We start from the raw sequence: 21,470 nt of genomic DNA on the forward strand, positions 1-21,470 counted from the left end.
GGGGGTATCTTTATCGGGAGAACCGGCGGCAGAATTTGCCCGCATGCCGTCTTTGCGTCCGTTTGATCGCCGCTGGCCGGCATCAGTTTCGCTTCAGGATCGGCTCAGCATGGCTTCACACTCAGCGCCTATGCTTCGTCCCATCCTGCGTGGCGGCACACAGGGCAACGCCGATGGCAAGCCTTGCCCTGCATGACAGGCAGCCGTCGAACCCTGTGCAGGCGGGTGTTGAGAAACCAGAAAGGCGAGCGAATGATCTTGGGTCCACAACCGTTTCCGGCGCCGGCGATCGCCCGCCCTCTCCCGCGCCCGCCCTCTCCCGCGCCCGACCGTGCCTGCCGATCCAGCTTCAGCCTGCGGAAAGACCGCATTGCTGGGCGGGCGCCGCATTCGAACCGCGAAAACAACCATCTATCAAGGGGGAAACAATGATCACGCCTTTTGAAGCCCTGCGCGAAGAACTGCTCACCGCCGGCATCAAGCCCGGTTACGTCAAACGCTATCTTTGCGAATTGACGCAACATTTTCACGATCTTCGCGATCATCTCGAGGACCAGGGCAACAGTCCGTCGCGGGCCGAGACATTGGCATTTGAGCGCATCGGGCATCCACGCGACCTTTTACAGGCGATGATCTCGCAGCCCAAATTGCGGTCGCTGCCTGCCTCATACCCGAAGACGACGCTGCTGCTTGCCCCGCTCGCCTTGCTCCACCTCGCAATCCTCGGCCTTGTTGCGGCAGCGCTCATGGTCGTGCGCCTGGCCGAACCCGGCGACCCCGATCAAATCGGCCGCATGGTGACATTCCTCTGCAATCTCGGCATGCCGATGCTGTTTGGCTGGTCGGCAGTGTTCTTGTCGATCCGACACCGGCTCACAGCCTTGTGGACGGTGGCCGGCCTTATCATGCTCGCCGCCTTGAGCAGTGCGATTGATGTGCGAACAATGCTGCCGCATGTCGATATGCCCGGGGAAATCACCGTGCGGATTGGCGAGCTTCACATGGTGCTCGCCTCATTCCTGGCCTTGCTGATCACGTCACTGGTCCCCTATCTCAGCCTGTGCCGCTGGCTACGCCATAAGAGCGCGTCGGTGCATTGATCGGCAAATTGATGCAGAATGCGGCTTGCCCATTGGCGAAGGCGTCATTGCTAATGAGCACCCCTCATCCTTGGAGTTGCAGCAATGAAGCCGGCGTGCTGAAACACCAGGGTTGCTTTTTTCCAGAGCACGTTTGCCGGGCGTTTCGCCGTTTCAACTCTGCCTCAAATGAAACGCTCGGCATTTTCCGGAGCTGACCGAAGCCGGCATTGGCCGCCGATCCCGTTTCACAGAGTCTCCCAACCGCTGCGCGCAGCACCTTGCCATGCGCCGCTTTCCTGCCGACCCAAGCGCACTTTGCATGCCCCTGTTCCTCCTGGGCGCGTTCGGGGCGCGTGCGCAGGGACCCCGCCGCGCATTCATCGTGATCCGCGGCAGTGCAGGGTCGCGTCCCGCGCCGCGCTGCCCGGTCTTGGTACCAGGTCTTTGTACCAGGGTCTTGCTTACCAGGTCGCACTTGCCAAGGTCAGGGGATGCTTGAAGCCGCTGTCTGCGCGTTGATCAAGACATCGACCGCCCGCAACCCGGCACGCCCCTAGAGAAGATAGGTCTTCTCCAAGCTTTCCCAGACTGCGACCGGCAAATGAAGCGTGGCCTGAATAAAGTCTGGCAGCTTCTCATCGTCACTCTCCCTTGTCAGAGCGAGCGCCGCATAATAATTCTCAAGACTGTCGCCGCGCGCAACCAGCGCAGTGTTGACAGCATCCCAGAAAGCAACGCCCTTGGTATAAAAGGCGCCGACACCACTGACATCGCCCGTCTCGCTGACATGACGGTCAGTCGGGATCAGACCGCTGTCAAAATGCTTGCCATCCGATTTGAAGCGCTCAAACATCGCCAGGGCGCCAGGGTCATTGTTGGTGACGAACAGGGTTGCACGCGTCGCCAAATAACTCGCCAGGCTCTCATCATACCAGACCGGCCGTCGGTTGCTTGAAGTCGCCATCTGATGCACCGCTTCGTGCAGGGGCACATAAAGCCGCATCGACGAGCCCCACATTTCCTGGTCATTGCCCGCGCTGTAATTAACCAGCAACAAGCCTGCTCCCGTCTGTCCGGACAGCGCAAGCCTGTCCGCGGACACGCCCAGCCACAGAACGGAAAAATTCTGTGGTCCGGTCTTGTGAAGCCGGGCCGCCAGCCATTTGAGCCCCGCCATGTGCTGTCTCATATCCGCGACCTTGTCCTTTGCGGCCTGCTGATCGACAAAGTAAAACAGCCCGATCCCATGATCGGCAGTCTCGCGCATCGGCACCTCTCCCATCAGCGCAAACAAGAACGGTTGCCCTTTGTCCGGGAGTGCAAGTTTGCCCGCCACCGCATAGGGGAAAACTCGACCGGCCGGAAACTGCAGATATTCGGGTGCGGCCGCATCGGCAAGACGCGGCAAGGACGAGGCTTCAGACAGCAATATTCCACTCTCAAGCATTTGACTGCGTTGCGCATTGGGATCACTTGTCCCTGACGCTTCCAACGGCACGCCCCAGCTCAGGTGACGACAACCCGCAGGAACCAGCCATTCTCCCGCGCGCTTTAAGGCGAGCTGCCTGCCGTCGCAGTCCACATCCTCAACCTGCGAGCGGATCCCATTGTCGCGGCTGCGGAGCGCCAAGATGGTGGCCGGTGCATCGCTTCCGCGGTCAGTTGCAATGCGCAAGCGATCCGGCTGCGCGCGCTCGACATGATAGGTCGCCGCCGAACTCGACACGGCAGCCGCGCCCAGCAGACATGTGGACAAGAACGCGGAAAAGGACAGGCCCATTAAGATTTTGATTTTCACATCATCACTTTCTGAAAATCGATCAACGGCGGCGCCGATCGGCCATTCCCATGTTGATCAAGAGCGGTGGCCGCCAGCATCCACGTCGCAGCGAATGGCTTCAACACCAATTCCTTGCGAGGTAGAAAGGCTGGAAAAGGCGGGATTTAATCCACCCGGCTGGCCTGTCCGGCACGCATTTGACGTTCCCACGCAAAACGCAGACGATCGCCGGGCAAGCAAAGCCGCTTAATATCAGATAATACTGATAGAGAAGATGCAATATAGTAGTTACATCTAATATATATATTGATTTACCATAGAAAATATTCAGCTTTCAATAATAACATTAAAGTATATATTTGCGGGAAGCTTAGGCGGCCCGGCGACGGCGTCGAGGCATTTTGAACGCAAAGGGTGTTTGAATGTGTATAGCCTGTAATCCGGGTATGGTTTCCTACCTCAAATCGATGGCGTCACGCCGGGATTTCCTGAAGTTCCTCGGGGCAGCAGCAGCCACATCGGCCTTTGCCTGCACCACGCCGGGTATGGCGCTGGCACAGCAGGCGCCGAGCGCCGATGCCGGTGATTTGATCTTCAAGGGTGGTCCCATCTTGACCATGAACGGCGCCAATGCGCGCGCCGAGGCGGTCGCGGTGCGTGGCAATCGCATTCTCGCGGTCGGATCGAGCGCTGAAGTTCAAGCGGCGGTCCAGTCCGGAGCCAGGGTGATTGATCTAGAGGGCCGGACATTGATGCCGGGGCTGATCGATCCGCATATGCATTTCGTGTTCACCGCCTTTGAAGACTGGATCGATGTCAGCCCGATCACCACGCCAGACTTTGCCAGTGTCTGGGCAAAGCTCAAGGACGGGGTTGCGAAGGCAAAGCCCGGCGAATGGGTACGGGCGCAGCAATTCGACGCCAGCATTACCGCAGGCGCCAAGATTCCAACCCTCGCCGACCTCGACGCGCTCGCCCCAGACAATCCCTTTTTCATGCAGGAAAGCAATGGCCACATTGCCTATGCCAACTCCGCAGCCTTCAAGGCAGCAGGCATCAACCGCGATGTCTCCAATCCGGCCGGCGCGCGTTTCGTGCGCAGCAGCGACGGCGCCCTGACCGGCCGACTGGAGGAAATGGCCGCACAGCAGGAATTTCTCGGGGCCATGCCATCACCGAGCGGCGAGGATATGGTTGATCGCGTGCAACGCTTCCTCAAGCAGGCAAGCTCGGTCGGTTGCACCATGCTGCATGACTGCGGCATCGGCATTATGGCCGGCGCCCAGGATCTGCAGATTCTCGATGCGGTGTTTGCCGACGGGCAGTCGCCGGTGCGCTATCGCGGCATGCTGGTCTCCACCATCATGGACGAATGGGAGAAAGAGGGCATCCTCCCGGGGCGAGGCGACGATATCTTTCGGGTGGATGGTATCAAGGCCTGGGCCGACGGCTCCAATCAGGCTGAAACCGGCTTTCAACGCGAGAACTATCTCAACACCAACACCCGCGGCGCGCTCAATTTCAGCCTCGAGCAGGTCACGGAAGTCATTCGCCGCGCCAATGCCGGTGGCTGGCAGGTTGGCGTGCATGCCAATGGTGATGCCGCCATCGACATGGTGCTCGACGCCTATCAAGCGGTTCTGGGCAAGACAGCAGACAGCCCGTTGCGCCACCGCATCGAACATTGCAGCGTCCTGCATCCCGACCAGATGCAGCGGATGAAAGAAATGGGCATCTCCCCATCCTTCCTGATTGGACATGTCCGGTGGTGGGGTAAGGCATTCCGCGACCGGATCCTGGGACCTGAACGTGCCCGTCATTACGACCCTTGCGCATCCGCTCTGGCAGCCGGACTCAAGATCTCGCTGCATTCGGACTGGAATGTCACGCCAATTGAACCATTGCGCTATGTCGAGGATGCGGTAACCCGGGTGATGAATGAAGGCGGCGACGTGTTCTTTCCTGAAGAATGCATCCCGGTCGACGCGGCCCTGCGTGCCGTCACCATTGATGCTGCCTGGCAATGCCATATGGAGGATCAGATCGGATCGCTGGAAGCAGGAAAATTCGCCGATTTTGCAATCCTCGAGCAAGATCCGACCACCCCGGACGTCAAGATTGGCCAGATCAAGGTCAGCGAAACCTGGATGGGCGGCGTCGAACGGTTCAAGGCTTAAGCACAACAGGCGGCAAGCAGACTTGCCGCCTGTTGCCACCGGGATTGTTATGCCCGGCTGACCGGGTCAGGCTTGACCGATGCGGTCCCGCGCGCCCGGCTGCTTTGCTCGAAACCGGGGCAGCTCAATAGGCAATCTCGCCATGTTGCGCGCCCCCCCTCTGCCGCGTCACGGCGCGCTGAATTCCCCATGTCCGTTTGCAACACTTGGTCCGAAGCGTCTGTGTGCGCGACCAGCAAGTTTTTACTTTTTGGAATAATTCAACAGACGCGCTCGGCAGAACGCGTCTTTAAATCTGTTCGTAAAGTCCGATACCGAGAGTAATTGCGCGTATTTTCTGATAAAATCGCCTCTCTTAACTTGCTCATGTCAAATTTTTTCTATAAAGGCCGGCGAGTTAATTTGGAGCTTGGGAGCAGCGGCCAGATAATCGGCAGAGAGTTCTCAGTCATATCTCTAAAATGTAATATTTATTGCTGAGTATTATTCTATCTGTTGAGGACACATGATTGAACAACCCGGTGTCTATGTGGCTTTCGACCGGTTCGGAGTCCATTTTGCCTATGCACGCCATCCTGACAGTGTCAGTTGCCACGGCCGCAGCAGCGAACAGGCCGCGCGCATCAAAGCCATGACCGCCGAAGCCATTCTGCGCGGTGGAAAAGTCGTCCATCTCTCCCTCGAGGCGTTTGATCGGTTAATCCTGTTCAATGCAAGACTCGGCGACCACAACGCCAAACAGGGCGATGCGTCGATCCTGGAGCCCGCTTGAGCGAAAGCGAGGCGACTGCACCGAGCAATGCCGCGCATCGCGCCTTGCCTCAGGCAGCGGAAATCATCGCGGCCTGTGGCGTAAAGGCAGATTGGCTGCAACTGCGCCTCGGACGTCGATCCCCGATTTGGCTGGCATGCCCCGGCCTGCGGCGGAAAAGAAGGCCAAGGAAACCAATAATTCCCGAACATTACCTGCCGCCCGCCCTTGAAATCTTCACGACTTCCGCATCCATTCGGGGTGGTCTGCGACAGGCTTGAATCAACTGGGCCATCTGGGACCGGCTTGTGTTGCCGATGCACGCACCCTGCGCTCTTATCACCCAAATCTCTGTGCATCATCAAAAAGACAGACATGCGCCACGACAGGCTTAATTAGAAATACTGACGGTAGCCAATATTCGCCGCCACGCTGAAGCTGTCGCCAAAATGCTGCAAGCCGGTATTCACACTGACCAATCCGTAAATGGCGTAACGGTCATCGGCCCAGCTATAGCTGCCACCCGCCCCGATCCCAGCCCAGGTTCGGTCATCATCGGTGTCAAAATCGACCCCGGATACCCGGATCGCAGTGCCGCCGAGAAACTCCTGATAGAGATTGGCGACGCCATAAAGATCGGTTCTTGCTGCACGACCATCATCTTTCAGCCAGCCGCTGCTATAATTAACCGCCAGACCAAGGCGCGCCATCAGACTGTCGGTGTGACGGAGGGCAATATCGGCATTGAAGACATCGTTGAAACTGTCGCCACCCAGCGCCGACCACTGAAGTTGCGCCTGCGGGGTCAACGACCAGCGATCGTTCAATGCAATCTTTCTGCCGCTCTCGACACTCAATGCATAGCCTCTGGCATGCAAAGCCTTGACCAGATCTTCATTGGCCGTATCCGAATGTAAATCACTGTCAAACCAGCTCATCTGCGCCTGACCATCGACGTAAAGCCCGTTGTTGCCGGACCAGGTCATGGTTGACCGCAGGCTCCAGGCGGCAGTATCAATTTTCCCGTCGCCACTCTGCGATGCGATCGCCGAATGCGCCTGTCCATATTGCGCCGCAATGCCAGCGAAGACCCGACCGCTTTCCGTATCGGAAAATACCCCGTCAATACCAGCCTGCATCGCGTAGCGGTTGATGTTCTGATTGATGGCACCGCTCGTTGTCTTGGGCTGCAGGCGATCATAGGCTCCCTCGACCCGCGCCCAGATATATTGGGGCGTGGCCTGTGCGGCGGTTACCGGCTGGGCGCTGTCGTCGCTAAAATCACGATTGCCGGTGCGATCATGGTAGGATGACAACCGGTTCAATGTCCGGAGATTGCCGATATAAGCCTGATAGACCGGGACGCCCGGATTGACCAGCTTGTCGCTGCGCAAATACCAGTCGCCATCATTGGGGGTTTCGACACCACCCTGATGCAGGGTATAGGCATAGGCTCCCGCGACAACTGCCTGTTCGCCCTGACGCGTTGTGTAATCGCCCTGCAGATTGAAGCTAGCACCCGACTGCCCCTCCACCGAGACAACCTTGATCCCATTGACCGTCTGGTCACCACTGCCACCATGATTGACCATCTTGAGATTGGTGTTTCCACTGGTATCGCCCGTCACCTTGAGCTGATCCGTCACCGAATCATCGCCGGCAAGCACCGCATTGAGAAGGAGGGTGCCGTTCTGCGAACTGTAATTGCCATTCACCGTCAGCTTGGTCCCGCCCTGCGAGGCGAAGTCGATCGTGCCGGCGTTGGAAAGCGAAGCCATGCTGGTGTCAAAGCCACCCAGATCAATGCGGCCGCTATCACCGATCCTGTAGTCAGAACTGCTGCTCAAACTGTCCTGGCTGACCTGTTGCACAGTGCCGCCATCGACGATGGTTGGTCCACTATAGTCGTTGCGCCCCGAAAGCTCCAGGCTGCCCGTACCTGTCTTGGTCACGCCGCCGCTGCCCGAGATGACGCCGGCAAAACGACTGTCAAACGACTGATCGAGCGTGAGCGAGCCGCTGCCGAGCGCAACATCACCCTCGCCGAGCAAGCCGCCGGTTGTGATGTCAAAATTGTTGAGCTCGACCTTTGCGCCCGCTGCAATGGCCAGTCGGCCACTGCCAAAGGCACTGCGCTCAATACCAGCCTTCGCTGTGCCGCTTTCCACCGAAAGGCCGCCTGAAAAGCTATTGTCCCCGGAAAAGGTGGTGGTGCCTGCGCCAAGCTTGCGCACCTCGCCCGCCCCGCTGATCCGGTTTTCAAGCACCACATCATCGCTGCGATCGAGCGCCAGGGTGCCTTTGTCATAATCGGTCTTTGACAAGGTAATATCACCCTTCACGCTGCCCGTGGTGCCGCCATTGCCGAGCTGCAGCGTGCCCTCGCGAACATTGGTGCCGCCGGTATAGGTATTGTCGGCGGTCAGAATGAGCGTCCCGAAATCGGTTTTGTCGATCCCTTCGCTTCCGTTGAGTGGATTGGCAATGGTTGCGCGCGCATCGGCGCCAACCCGGATGATCGGCGCGGCACCGGCCGAACCCACAAGCGTCAGGGCGTCGCCCTCGATCTGATAGCCATCGGTCGCAAATTGCAGGCCAGCCGCCACAACATCGCCTTTGCTCTTGTCAACCGTCACCGTGCCGGGCGCTCCCGAGAACACCGCAAACTGGTTGGCGTCCCAGCGATTGTTGAGCGCGCCATCGGCATCGGTCCAGTTTTCGGCGACCGCATCCCAAACGCCATCGCCGCCATCAACATGGCCGTTGTTCTTGTCGCCAGGGCGGGCGCCATCCCAGAAATTCAGGGTCATGCCGGCGCTGTTGATCAGATTGACCTGATGATCGACGGCGGTCTGAATATGCATTTGAGAGCGATCGCCGCCGGGTACATCGCCGAGGGTCACGCCCTGATCATCAAGCTGGCCGTCATAGTCGAACAACCGATAGAGCCCCGGCCCGAAATTGCCCAGATTATAGACATTGACCGTTCCCGCCAGGGTCAGATCGCCCTTGACGTGAAACAGGCCATCAGTGGTGGGGGCGCCGAGATAGACATTGATGTTGTTTTGCGCGCCAAGCCTCAGATTGTGATCAAAGCTAAGGCTATAGCCCTCGCGTCCGACCAGGCTTGCACCATCATTGAGATCCGTATTGCCCAAAATCGACCCTTGCCCGCCCAGGCTTGCCCCTCCGCCGACGTGAACAGCGCCACCCAGAACGCCATTCACCAGCAAGGTGCCGCTGTTGACATTGGTCTCGCCAACAAAGCTGCTGGAATCGCCTGAAAGGACCAGTCCGCCCTCGCCCGCCTGAATGAGTGTACCGCTGCCGTCCATCGCGCCGGACAGGACAACGGTACCCGCGCGATCAAACACCAGCGTGCCGTTGTTGGTGACATTGCCGGTGATGCTCCCGGTGTTGCCGCCATTGCCAATCTGCAGGGTTCCCCGGGAAATCTCGGTGCCGCCGCTGAAACTGTTTTCGGCTGTCAATGTTGTGGTGCCGGTTCCCTGCTGCACCAGCCGGCCATTGCCCGCAATGACGCCGTCCATCCGCAAGGCTGTATCGCTGCGATCAAAGATCAGGCTGCCATTGTTCTCGATGGGACCCAGCACGCTGCCGGTATTGCCGCCATTGCCCAGTTGCAGCGCGCCTGCATCAATCCGTGTGCCGCCGCTATAGCTGTTATCGGCAGTCAAAACGCTCGTTCCACTTCCCTGCTGAACGAGCCCACCGGTGCCGGAAATGGTGCCGTCCAGCTGCAGCGTGTTGGAGCGATTGAGGAAAAGCATGCCGTCATTGTCGACATCGCCCATGATGCTGCCGGTCGTTCCGCCATCACCAAGCTGCAGGATCGTGTTGCGAATGACGGTGCCGCCCAGATAGCTGTTATCGCCCGTCAGGGTCAGCATCCCGGTTCCGTATTGCAGGAGCTGGCCGGTGCCGGAGATCTGTTGCGCATAGGTCAAGTGGTTGGAATGATCAAACACCAGCGTGGCATTGTTGACAATGCTCGCCTGCAGAGTTCCGGTTTCGCCGCCATTGCCCAGTCGCAGCACGCCACCGCTGATGGTCGCAGTTCCCGAAAGACTGTTATCGGCGAGAAGAATGGTGGTTCCGGCACGCTGATTGAGATTGCCCTCACCGGTGATCAGCTGGGAAAACTCGAAATTGTCGCTGTCATGGTTGAAATTGATCTGCGATCCCTTTGCCACCACAATTTGCTTGGCCGTCACCGTTCCGACAGCCACGGGCGCATCGCCTTCAGCGGCCCCGATATTGAGCGTGCCGATCGCATCGTCCAATTGACCGATCTGTAATTCGTCCGCCGTAGTGACCGTCCCGCCCCGCGATACTGTCAGAATGCCGTCGCCTCCGTCGCCCACGATGATGCGGTTGTTGGCCGTCACCGTTGAACCGGCTCCGTCAACCAGCAATTCCGCTGTGTCAACGCCATGGGTGGCCGCGATCCGGATGCTGGCGTCCAAAGTCTGGCTTTGCGTTGAAACGGCAATTGCACCACCATCGACCACCCGGACAACCGATGGCGATGCCGCATTGTCAAACGAGGTGATCGTCAGGCTTCCCCGCCTGCCATTCTCGCTGTCGACAACGAGCCTGCTGCCACTGCCGGTGATCTCGGTCGCTCCACCCACATCCGCACTGCCATGCACGATCACAGTGCCGCCCTCGGACACCGTCATCCCCTCATTGTTGCCATTGGTGCCGGCCGAAAGAACCTCGTTGAGCGTCAGGATCGACCCCTGCCCGCTGACCAGCACCCGGCTCGCATCATCATCGGTATAAAGCCGCTTCAAGGTCGCCTGACCGCCGTCAAGCACCTGCAACGACCCACTTGAACCGGGAATGCGGTAATCGCCCAGCAACAGTTCAGCATTTTCCGCGGTGAGGATCGAGCCGGCTCCGGTAACCGTGAGCATGGCTGCGTCGCCGGCAACCTCGAATTTGTCACCGGTGACCTCGAGTTGTCCGCCATTTTCAACAGACAAGGTCCCCATGCGGCCTGCCGCACCGACAAACAGATTGCGGATCTGGGTGGAACCGGCCTCAATCACCGGATAGGAAAACGGAGGCAAACCTGAAATCTTCGCGTCTTCGCCCGGCACCGGGACCGATCCATCCGCCCAATTGGCCGGGTCGAACCAGTCGGGGGAATTGGCACCCGTCCAATCATTGGCCAATACGGGAGCAGTCGTCAATGGCAACAGGTTGCAGCTGAGCAGCAGAAGCGCCGTCGTGGCGGCAAGTTTGCGTCGCGCACGCTTTTCGGAGAATTTCTGAACAGAACTGTCATTGATCATATCGTGCCGCATTGCAACCTGCCTGAATAAGAAATCATTGCGGCACTGTTAATGATTATAGTTAATTTAGTTTTAACGCGTATGTATTAGCAAGTATGAATGGAAAGCTGCTATAAGTATATTTGGCTTTTCTAATTTGCGTTCATTCGGGTTTTACTTTTCATCCTCGCCCTTCTCTCATGGCGCAAAGAAAGAGCCAAGCAGCGGGTGTGCGCTCCGAAGTTCGCTGCAGAGGGCGGGGGATCGCTACAATGCTGCTCCCAACAATGCGCGAGTATCCCTCAGAGAGAGCTGGGTGTAGTTTGCCGCCGTTTCGCAGTCCCTTACTCATCGGCATCGTTGGCTTCATGCATCGTCGACCCTTCCTGCACATCGCATTGCTGGCAACCACCCTCTGGGCCTGCACTGCCAATGGCGCCTCTCCTTGATCAGGCGAAGCTCAGTCACCCGCTTGGCGCGGCGGGACCCCACAAAGAACTGTTAACTGACATTTTATGGCACGCAGGTCCCCGAAGGCATTGAAAGCCTTGGCATGAACCTGCAGGCCCGCGCGCCGCGATGATCCATCCGGGGCGATCGCTTTTGGCGAAACCCCGTCCAGAAACTTTCTTAGTGCATTTCAAACAGGTCTTTCATGCTTTCCACACCCGTTCTCAAGGCGAGCTTTCTCGCACTCACATTTATGATTTGCAGCGCAGGCGCGGCGCTCGCCGACAATGACATATATGATTGCGGCGATCGCGCAGGCGCAATCATCGAGCATGTCTATCCAATGGCTCGTGCAGTCAGCGATGGCTACGCAATGGGCGATGTCAGCATCCCCGTGACCGACGGCTTCGGCGGCAAGACGGTGGTCTGTCGTGTCTGGCCCGCCCATCCCCAATACACGCTGGCTGCCGTTCCTTTGATCCGCAGCGAGGATGGTGAACCAAGCGAAGGCGATATCGAACTTTTGGTTCTCGACAGCGGAAACCTTGCCATTGAAGCCCGCCAAATGCTGCCGGGCTGGGTATCGGATGATGACTTGCGCATCGCGCATATCGGCATTGATACTGCCAATTATCGACTTGCCCCCGATCGACTGGCTTTCGCGCTGCGTATTCGACGTGACAACAATTCCAGCGTCAATCCGCTGACTGTCCAATCGCTTTCGCTGTTTGAAGTGATGAATCATGACATCCGAACCCGGCTCGATCGCCTGGAAACCGTGCGCGGTCAGGCCTATATGGGCTATGGCGGGTGCACGGATCAAAGCACGACCAAAGAAACCGAACTATCGATGTTGAAGCCCTATCACCATGGCTATCACGATATCGATGTTGCTGTTTCTGAAAGCGGGACCTGGCAGATCAAAAGCGGCGATCGGTGTTCGGACCGCTCGTCGCATTCGGTCACCCATCATGCGCTGGTGTTTGACGGAGAGCTATACAGGCCCTCAGACGTCTTTAAGACCCTGCATTGAGGGTCGCGGGCCGCCGCAAAGCCAAATGTCAAAGCCAAATGTCAAAGGATCGGCAGGGCGCCTGTTCATAGCACCTGTTCATAGCGGCTGTTCATGGCACTATGCAACAGCGACAGACAGCGTCAAAGGCAAGGCCGGGGGTCAAACCCTGGTTTTGGCGCGCGCGATCTCCATGATCAAAGAGCGGACTTCGAGCACCCCTTGCAGGTCGCAGGTCGCAGGTCGCAGGTCGCAGCCAATCGCCGGTCCTCTGATGATCACGCGCTGCAGGGTCGGACAGGGCCGCCAGGCGACCGCGTGGTCATTGCGTAGCCGATTGCCCCCCGGAAAATCATCCGCTTCCCCGTTGCGGACAAGCCCCAGGAAACCAGAGCATCGCAACCGTTCCGATACCAGAGGTCCAGTCCCCGCTATATTGGGATTTTGACAAAGTCCTAACGATAGTATTAACCATTTTATACGAGTATTCTACTGCAGAATCCATGTCTTTCATTAAGCTTTACTTATATAAGACATGCTTAATACATAAATCTACAATCTCGTCATGGGATCGTCACCCACGATCCCTGATCGACAAGCCGAGGTCTTGATGGCGCGCAGTTCTGGAAAATGCTCTGATCACTTGAAACTGCTCGCATCGGTCTCGGTGCTTGTTCTCGCGCAGACGGCCGCTAGCACACCGTCGGTTGCGGACCCCTATTATGTGGTGAGTGGCAGTGTCTATCCCGCGCCGCCGGCCGATGCGCCGATCTATGATTTCAGCGACCGGCAGATGTCGGTGGGCCAGAACGCTGCGGGCTCACTCTCGGTCAATGACGGCGCCACACTGACCGGCGGATTTCTCCTCATCGGCGCCAGGGGCGCAGGCACCATGACTGTTGCCGGCCAAGGCACCACGGTGTCAACGGCCAGCATGCTCTATGTCGGCAGACACAGCGACGGCACGCTGATCGTCAGTGATGGCGGGCATGTCCAGGCCGATTCAACATCGGGTTTTATTGGTCTCACCATTGGATCGGATCAAGGCACGCATGGGCAGGCCACGGTCACCGGGCCGGGATCGAGCATCGGAAGCAATGGGATCATCGTTGTCGGCAGTGCCGGGACCGGCACCCTGACAATAGCCGATGGCGGTCAGGTCAGCGGCGACCAGCTCTATCTGGGCAATACCGGATCCGGTTCAGGGACAGTCACCATCACCGGACAAGGCTCGGCCTGGAACGGCGAGGACGGCATCTGGGTCGGACAGGCGGGCGCCGGGACGCTCAATCTTTCCAATGGCGGCGCCATCAACGATTCCGCGCTCGAGATTGCTGATCACCAGGGAACCACCGGTATTGTGAACATCGGTGGCGGTGTCGGGCAAGCCGCGCAAGCGGGCGGCATCATCAATGTCGATCGGATCGAGTTCAACCGTCACGGGGGCGGCAGCAACGGCGTCCTGAGTTTCAACACCACCGACACGGTCAGCGTGCATGCCCGCATCATCGGCATTGGCACCATCAACCAGATCGCCGGCACAACGGTTCTGACAGGCAACAATTCCCTGTTTGCGGGCGCTGTCGCCATCAGCGGTGGCACCTTGCAATTGGGCGATGGCGGCACAAGCGGCAATCTCGCAGTCGATGTGTCGACAGGCACGGACGCCAGCCATCACGGCACCCTGGCCTTCAACCGCTCGGACATTGTCACCTTCAACACCGTGATTTCCGGCACCGGTTCGGTGCTGCAGATGGGCAGTGGCACCACGGTGCTGAGCGGCGAAAACAGCTATTCCGGCGGCACCTTGATCAGCGCCGGCACGCTGTCGGTTGCCGCTGACGCCAATCTCGGCCTCGCCTCAGGCGGCATCACCCTCGATGGCGGCACCCTGCAGGTGACCGGCACGGCCTACACGCAGACCAGCCGGGATCTGATCATTGGCAGTCACGGTGGCGGCTTTGACATTGTCGATGCCGGCAATCGCTTCACGGTTTCCCAGGACCTGACCGGCCAGGGCGGGATCTGGAAACTGGGCAATGGCACACTGGTGCTCACCGGCAGCAACAGCTATTCCGGCGGCACGCGGATCACTGCGGGAACGGTTTCGGTGGCCGCCGACGACAAGCTCGGCCTGGCCTCGGGTGGCCTCACCCTTGATGGCGGCACGCTGCAGGTCACCGGCACCCTCTATCAGCAAACCGATCGCAGCATGACGCTGGGAGAAAATGGCGGTGGCTTCGACATTGCGGATTTGAGCAACACATTCACCGTAACCCAGCCGATGAGCGGCACAGGACGGCTCTGGAAGCGCGGCGCTGGCACATTGGTTCTGAGAGGCGACAACAGCTTTTCCGGCGGACTTTCCGTCGAAGCCGGAACCGCAAAAGCGGGTATCATCGATCATGCCTTTGGCTCGGGCATTCTGAGTGTCAGTGCGGGCGCCACCGCTGATCTTGCCAATTTCAACACCACCACGGGCGGCCTGTCGGGCGCCGGTAGCGTTGCGCTTGGTTCGGGCAGCCTGACGCTCGCGCAATCCGTCGACACCGTTTTCTCCGGCACCATTGCGGGCAGTGGCGGCCTTGCAAAGAATGGCAGTGGGGCTCTCACGCTTTCGGGCGCAAACAATTATCTGGGCGCCACCGCCGTCAATGGCGGAACGCTGCGCCAGGGCGCAGCGGGCGCGTTGAGTGCGGCATCAATCTATACGGTCGCAGCCTCAGGCACACTTCAACTTGGCGGCTTCAACACCACCATGGCCGCACTCGACAATCAGGGTGACATCCGTTTTGGCGGCAGCGGCGGCGCCCGACTGGCGATCACCGGCAATTACAGCGGCGGCGGTTCTATCACCCTCAACACTGAGCTTGCGGGCGATGATTCCATCACCGACCAGTTGAAGGTCGAGGGAGACACCGCCGGTGCCACCCGGCTCACCGTGATCAATCAGGGCGGCTCCGGCGCACAGACGGTCAATGGCATCAAGCTCGTCGATATCGGCGGCACTGCGGCCGGCACCTTCACGCTTGCCAATGGCTACCAGACCAAGGATGGCCAGCAGGCCGTGGTCGGTGGCGCCTTTGCCTATACGCTGCAACAGGGCGGCGTGAAAACACCCGATGATGGCGACTGGTATCTGATCAGCCATATGGCCGATCCAGATTGCTCGGACGGCAACTCTTGTGCGCCGACCCCGCGCTACAGCGCCGGGGCGCCGCTCTATGAAGGCTATGTGCAGAACATGCTGATGCTCAACAAGCTGCCGAGCCTGCAGCAGCGTGTCGGCAATCGTTACTTCGCTGACACAAGCGGCGAGAGCTTGCAGGATGGCGGACGTGGCGAAGGCGCAAGCGTTACCTCTCAGGGCGTATGGGCCCGCGTCGAAGGCGCGCATAACCGGCTGGAACCCGCAACCTCGACGTCACGGATGAAACAGGACATCAATACGCTGCAATTGCAAAGTGGCATTGACGGGCAGTTTTATGAAAACGAAAACGGCCGTCTGATCGCCGGGATCACCGGCCAATATGGACACGCCAAAGGCGATGTCTCCTCGCTGCATGGGGATGGATCGATTTCAACCGACGCCTGGAGCCTGGGAGCGACTGCCACCTGGTATGGCAATGACGGATTCTATCTCGATGGCCAGGGTCAGGTCAGCTGGTTTGACAATGATCTCGATTCCTGGACCGCCAATCAAAGCCTCGCCCATGGCCGCACGGCCACCGGCTATGCCGTAAGCCTGGAAACGGGAAAACGGATAGCCCTTGATGGAAACTGGTCGCTGACCCCGCAAGCCCAGCTGTCCTGGTCTTCGATCAGTGCCAATGCGTTTCGCGACGCGTGGAATGCGCGGGTCAGTGTCGATGATGGGGCGAGCCTGCTCGGCCGTCTTGGCCTGGCCGCGCAATATGCCACCGCCTGGAAGGATGATAACGGGCGCACAAGCACCGCCTCCGCCTATGGCATTGCCAATCTCTATCAGGAATTGTTAGGCGGCAGCACGGTCAGTCTCTCCGGCGTCGATTTTGACACCAACAACGACCGCAGCTGGGGCGGGATCGGCATGGGAACCAGCTATGGCTGGGCCGACAACACCTATGCGCTTTATGGCGAGGGATCGATCAATACCGGCCTGACGCATTTTGGGGATAGCTATGTGTTGAAGGGCAATGCCGGTTTCAGGGTCAAATGGTAGCCTTTTCCCAAGCGCGGGCCGCCAAGCCCATTGCTTGAGGCGATAAGAACGCATTGCGAAAAAACTGTTGAAAGGCGAATTGTCAGATGAAGTCGATCTTTTCCGGTACGCTCGCTGCGGTGCTTTGCATATTGGGTGTTGCTGTGATTGCGTCGCTGGCCGCCGCAGCCTGCGCCGCGCCGCAAAAAGCAGGCGCGGTTCATTCTCCCGCCCGCGGCGTTGTCTGCGATCAGTATTTTTGCGCCGACAAGCTTGGCATTTCCAACGGCCTGACCGCACACTATCTCGGCAAGGCAGCCGCCGCACGCCTCATCGCGCAAGGCCAGTTCGTGCGCACCGAATTTACCTTCTCCAATGGCATCTTTTGTGACACCATCGAACGACGCTGCCGCCAGGATCGCTTTTATCAAGTCTATGGCAAACGCAGTCCCATCTCCCTGAAATATACTGCGCTGCTGTTTGGCGGCACCAATCTGATGAAAAAGTAACGGCGAGCAAACCGCGCTTTGCCAGCGCAAGCCGCTCAAGCCGCTCAAGGCACGGACATCGGCCGGTCGCTCTTCGCGCCATCGCTTTGCACAGCCGGCTTGTCACACCGACACCGCAGACAATGGTGCTGGCAAGGTTCAGACTTGCCGGGCCTGTCACCCCGGGATTGCTGAACCATGCGCGAACGGGCGCGTCATCCAGCCGTCGAGCCTTGGCTTCTCGGCAGAGAGCGGCCGCAAAACCGTTCGCACTTCCAGCCCCTCCCGCCGCGAAAACATCCGAGCCGACGCGCGGCGACCGCAGATAAACTTCATCGTCGATTGAGCGGCTACAGCGCGCCCGCATCATCCTGGTCTCTCGGCTTGTTGCAAGCGCTTTGCGCGCCCGTTGAGCAGCCGCTGGCATCAATCGGACTTCCGTCGCAACGCCGGTGCCGTCGATCGCCATCCGCCATATCTGCCTGACGCTCAATAACGCGAATATTATATTATATTTATCTAATATTATCTGATGCTCTATACACACACTTCTTTACTAAAGCGAAACGACAACTGCTTTCTACTGTTGATTTGCCCCTATAAAGAAGCTAAGCAATTAACTGTTATTATTTATATTACAAATGACTTAAGTAACGCATTGCACATCATCACCCGCGTCGCTCAATGCCTGATCGCATTCAACGAACAGCCGATTAGCGCGGTCTGAAAGCGCCATGCGTTCTCACAGGAGCCGTGATGCCGGTACAGCTGTCAGCAATCCAGGGCGAGATTTGCGTTCGAATGATGAGGCGCCATCGCGATCATTGTCGTAATTCGGCATCATCGCTGATGATAGCAATCGCCTCGACGGCGATGCTGCTTGGAACCGGTGCAGCACAGGCTGTTGATATCACCAATGGCAGCACGCTCACCGTCAACCAGGACAGTGATTTTGGCGCGGCAGGCCCGGTGAATTTTACCGGTAGCGGCGGCACTGTCAATTTTACCGCCAGCTTTGTCTCCGACCGCAACTTCCGCTTTGCTGCCGGTTCAACCGGCACATTGACGGTGGGCGCCGGTCTCACCGATCAGATTGGCAGCGCCAGCGGCACCGGCACCTTGGTCAAGGATGGTGCGGGTACGCTCAAGATCAAGAACGGGATTGATGTCGGCAGTGTGGTGGTGAATGCCGGCATTCTTGACTTTTCCGGTTTGATCGTCGCCGACGATATGACCGTCAACAATGGTGGCGCCGTGGCTTTCAGCCAGACCGTCAACATGGAATATAAGAATGTGATCAGCGGCACCGGCGGATTGATCAAGAATGGCAGCAACCGCCTCGAACTCTGGGGGCAGAATACCTATACCGGCACCACCTATATCAATGGCGGTACGCTGCAATTGGGTGACCTGACAGGAACCGGCTCCGGCGATTCAACCACCTATTACGGCGCAATTGCTGGCGATGTGGTCAATAATGGCGTGCTCGATTTTTATCAATACCGAAAAGCCGACACCGCCCCAGCACCGGCACCCGCCGGCACTCTGGCGATCACCGATGATGCGGTCAATTTCAAAGGCCAGATCAGCGGAACCGGGTCGGTCAGCATTCGCAATCAGATGCAGCTGAGCGGCAACAACAGCTACACCGGCGGCACCAGGCTCACCTCTGCGGTCTATATCACTGCCAATGCCAATCTCGGTGCCGCCAGCGGTGATCTCACTTTCTCAGGCGGCGGCCAGATCGTCCTTGGCACCTCCTTTGATATGGCGCGCTCGATTCATCTGCTGGGGAGCGGCAGATTTCAACAAAGCCAGGATAATATGAACACCACGCTGTCCGGGGTGATCGATGGCGGCGGATCGCTCACCTTGTATACTCAGGGCGGCGGGAAGATCACGCTGACCGGCAACAACACCTATACCGGTCTTACAAGCATTTCCGGCAATGTTCAGATCGGCAATGGTGGAACGTCGGGCAGCATTGTCGGTAACGTGCAGAATTTGGGCACCCTGACCTTCAACCGCAGCGACACATCGCGCTATGCCGGCCGCCACTATGGCAGCGGGCAACTGATCAAGAATGGCACCGGCACGCTGATCCTGACCGGATCCAACGAAATGACCGGGGGCACAACCATCAATGCCGGTACATTGCAGATCGGCGAAAACGATTCTGCCACCGGCAGCATCAATGGCCCGATCACCAACCACGGCACCCTCCAGTTTTCCGGACAGAATATTGTCGTAAGCGGGATTATTTCCGGCACCGGCAAGGTGGTTCAAAACGGCCTGATGACAACGCTTTCCGGCAACAATGAATATTCCGGTGGCACCTATATCGAGCGCGGTATCCTGCAGATCAGTTCCAACAACAATCTCGGCGGCCCAAAAAGCGATATTTACTTCACCGGCCCGTCGACGCTCCGGTTGCTCGCTGCCATGGATAGCCCGCGCGCCGTTCATTTGAACGGCGCTGCCGGAACCCTCGACACCAATGGCTTCAACAGCACGTTTTCTGGACCGATCGATGGCAGTGGCACGCTGATCAAGGCCGGCGCAGGCACCCTCACTCTGACCGGCAAGAATAGCTATACGGGCGGCACCACCCTGACAGGCGGGACGCTGTTCTTGACCGCCGATGACGATCTCGGCGCCATCAGCGGCGCCTTGCGCTTTGCCGGTGGCACCCTGCTTGCCGACGCAAACAATCCCTTCTCCATTGCCCGTCCGATCATTGTCGACACTGCCGGTGGCACCATCCAGACCGACCAGGACATCACCCTTGCCGGTGCGATCAGCGGCAGCGGCACCCTGGCAAAGACCGGCAGTGATCGGCTGATCCTGAGCGGAAACTCCGGTACATTTTCGGGCGACATGGCGGTTAACCAGGGAACGCTGATCGTCAACGGTACGCTGGGCGGCGCAGTGCTGGTCAACAACCAGTCCGTGCTCGGTGGCGAAGGCAGCATTCTCGGCAAGACAACCGTCAAGAGCGGTGGCACCCTTGCCGGTGCCTCAGGCAAAACCCTGACATTCGGCTCCGATCTTGATCTTCAGGCAGGCTCCAGCATCCATGTGACCCTCGCGGCCGCCCCCGATACCCATGAAATGTTTCATGTCAATGGTGACCTGACGTTAAATGGCGTCATCAATGTCGATACGCCCCAACAACCCACCCCCGGTCTTTATCGCATCTTTCAATATGATGGCCAGTTGCACGGCAACGGCCTGTTGCTTGGCACCGTCGACGGGGTTTCGGGCAATCCCGACTGGTCGGTTCAGACCGCCGCCCCGCATCAGGTCAACCTGCTGCATGCGCCCGGAATGGAGTTCAACTTCTGGAATGGCTCCAATACCGCACCCAATGGCACGATCAATGGCGGTGACGGAACCTGGAACACCACCACCAACAATTGGACCAATGAAGACGGCAGCATCGTGTCGATCTGGACCAATGACCGATTGGCGATCTTCGAAGGCACCGCGGGAACCGTGACCATTGCAAATGGCGGCAGCCTGAAGACCACCGGCCTGATTTTCATGTCGGACGGCTATCATCTCACCGGAGACACCATCGCGCTTGATAAGGTCGATGGCAATGCACCGGTCATTCAGGTCGGCGATTTCAACGACGACAGCAAGGCCTGGAGTGCGACAATCGACACGGTTCTGACCGGTCAGGACGGACTGCACAAGACCGGCAACGGCACGCTGATCCTGACCAGGGATGCGCAATATAGCGGTCTGACGACGATCGCCGCCGGGACCCTGCAGCTTGGCGATGGTCATGCGGCCGGATCGATCGACACCGATGTTGTTCTCGCCGGCACCCATTTTGACGACGCCGCTCTCATTTTTGATCGCTCCGACGATATCGGCTTTTCGCACACCATCTCTGGCGTCGGCGAAGTGTTCAAGCGTGGCGCAGGAACCACGACCTTTTCGGGCGATAACAGTTTCTCGGGCGGGTTGAATGTTGAAGCAGGCACCGCAAAGGCCGGCATTGCCGATCATGCCTTTGGGTCGGGCCGTGTGAAGATTGCCAGTGGGGCAACGCTTGATCTGGCCGATCTCAACCAGACCATCGGTGGCCTTGATGGCCTCAACCCGGTCGATGGCAATGGCCAGGACGGCAATATCACGCTTGGTGCAGGAACCCTCACGCTCAATCAGGATCTGCATGGCGATTATTCCGGCGTGATCTCCGGCAGCGGCGGCATCATCAAGAATGGCGCCGGTGATCTGGT

9 protein-coding genes are annotated in these 21,470 nt (G+C 58.6%); 7 read left to right on the plus strand and 2 right to left on the minus strand.

The features are described from left to right. Nucleotides 1-428 precede the first annotated feature (428 nt). A complete protein-coding gene (locus ABWV94_RS22225; protein WP_353415373.1) occupies nucleotides 429-1,100 on the plus strand; it encodes a hypothetical protein in 672 nt (223 codons plus the stop codon). Nucleotides 1,101-1,635: 535 nt separating this feature from the next. Here ABWV94_RS22225 and ABWV94_RS22230 read toward each other — a convergent pair. Further along, nucleotides 1,636-2,808, minus strand: coding sequence for a hypothetical protein (locus ABWV94_RS22230; protein ID WP_353415374.1), 1,173 nt, complete (start codon nucleotides 2,806-2,808; stop codon nucleotides 1,636-1,638). A 476-nt stretch (nucleotides 2,809-3,284) separates the two neighbouring features. Here ABWV94_RS22230 and ABWV94_RS22235 point away from each other — a divergent pair, with 476 nt between their 5' ends. Beyond that, entirely contained in the window at nucleotides 3,285-5,039 is a 1,755-nt protein-coding gene (locus ABWV94_RS22235) for an amidohydrolase (RefSeq protein WP_353415375.1), read from the plus strand. 505 nt (nucleotides 5,040-5,544) lie between these two features. Further along, complete coding sequence (locus ABWV94_RS22240) at nucleotides 5,545-5,811, plus strand: hypothetical protein (RefSeq protein WP_353415376.1); 267 nt, start codon at nucleotides 5,545-5,547, stop codon at nucleotides 5,809-5,811. A gap of 374 nt (nucleotides 5,812-6,185) precedes the next feature. Here the strand turns inward: ABWV94_RS22240 and ABWV94_RS22245 are convergent, their stop codons facing one another. Continuing rightward, nucleotides 6,186-11,123, minus strand: coding sequence for an autotransporter outer membrane beta-barrel domain-containing protein (locus ABWV94_RS22245; protein WP_353415377.1), 4,938 nt, complete (start codon nucleotides 11,121-11,123; stop codon nucleotides 6,186-6,188). 622 nt (nucleotides 11,124-11,745) lie between these two features. Here ABWV94_RS22245 and ABWV94_RS22250 point away from each other — a divergent pair. The 4 genes from ABWV94_RS22250 to ABWV94_RS22265 form a co-directional block, all read left to right on the plus strand. Next, nucleotides 11,746-12,573, plus strand: coding sequence for a PA3715 family protein (locus tag ABWV94_RS22250; protein ID WP_353415378.1), 828 nt, complete (start codon nucleotides 11,746-11,748; stop codon nucleotides 12,571-12,573). A gap of 589 nt (nucleotides 12,574-13,162) precedes the next feature. Next, nucleotides 13,163-16,753: an autotransporter outer membrane beta-barrel domain-containing protein gene (locus ABWV94_RS22255; protein ID WP_353415379.1), complete on the plus strand. Its 3,591-nt coding sequence runs from the start codon at nucleotides 13,163-13,165 to the stop codon at nucleotides 16,751-16,753. Nucleotides 16,754-16,839: 86 nt separating this feature from the next. Further along, a complete protein-coding gene (locus ABWV94_RS22260) occupies nucleotides 16,840-17,241 on the plus strand; it encodes a YcgJ family protein (RefSeq protein WP_353415380.1) in 402 nt (133 codons plus the stop codon). Nucleotides 17,242-17,976: 735 nt separating this feature from the next. Beyond that, nucleotides 17,977-21,470 (plus strand): beta strand repeat-containing protein (locus ABWV94_RS22265; protein WP_353415381.1); only part of this gene is annotated, 3,494 nt, incomplete at its 3' end.

It is taken from the genome of Brucella sp. NBRC 12953 (assembly GCF_040369775.1).
Lineage (GTDB): Bacteria > Pseudomonadota > Alphaproteobacteria > Rhizobiales > Rhizobiaceae > Brucella > Brucella pseudogrignonensis.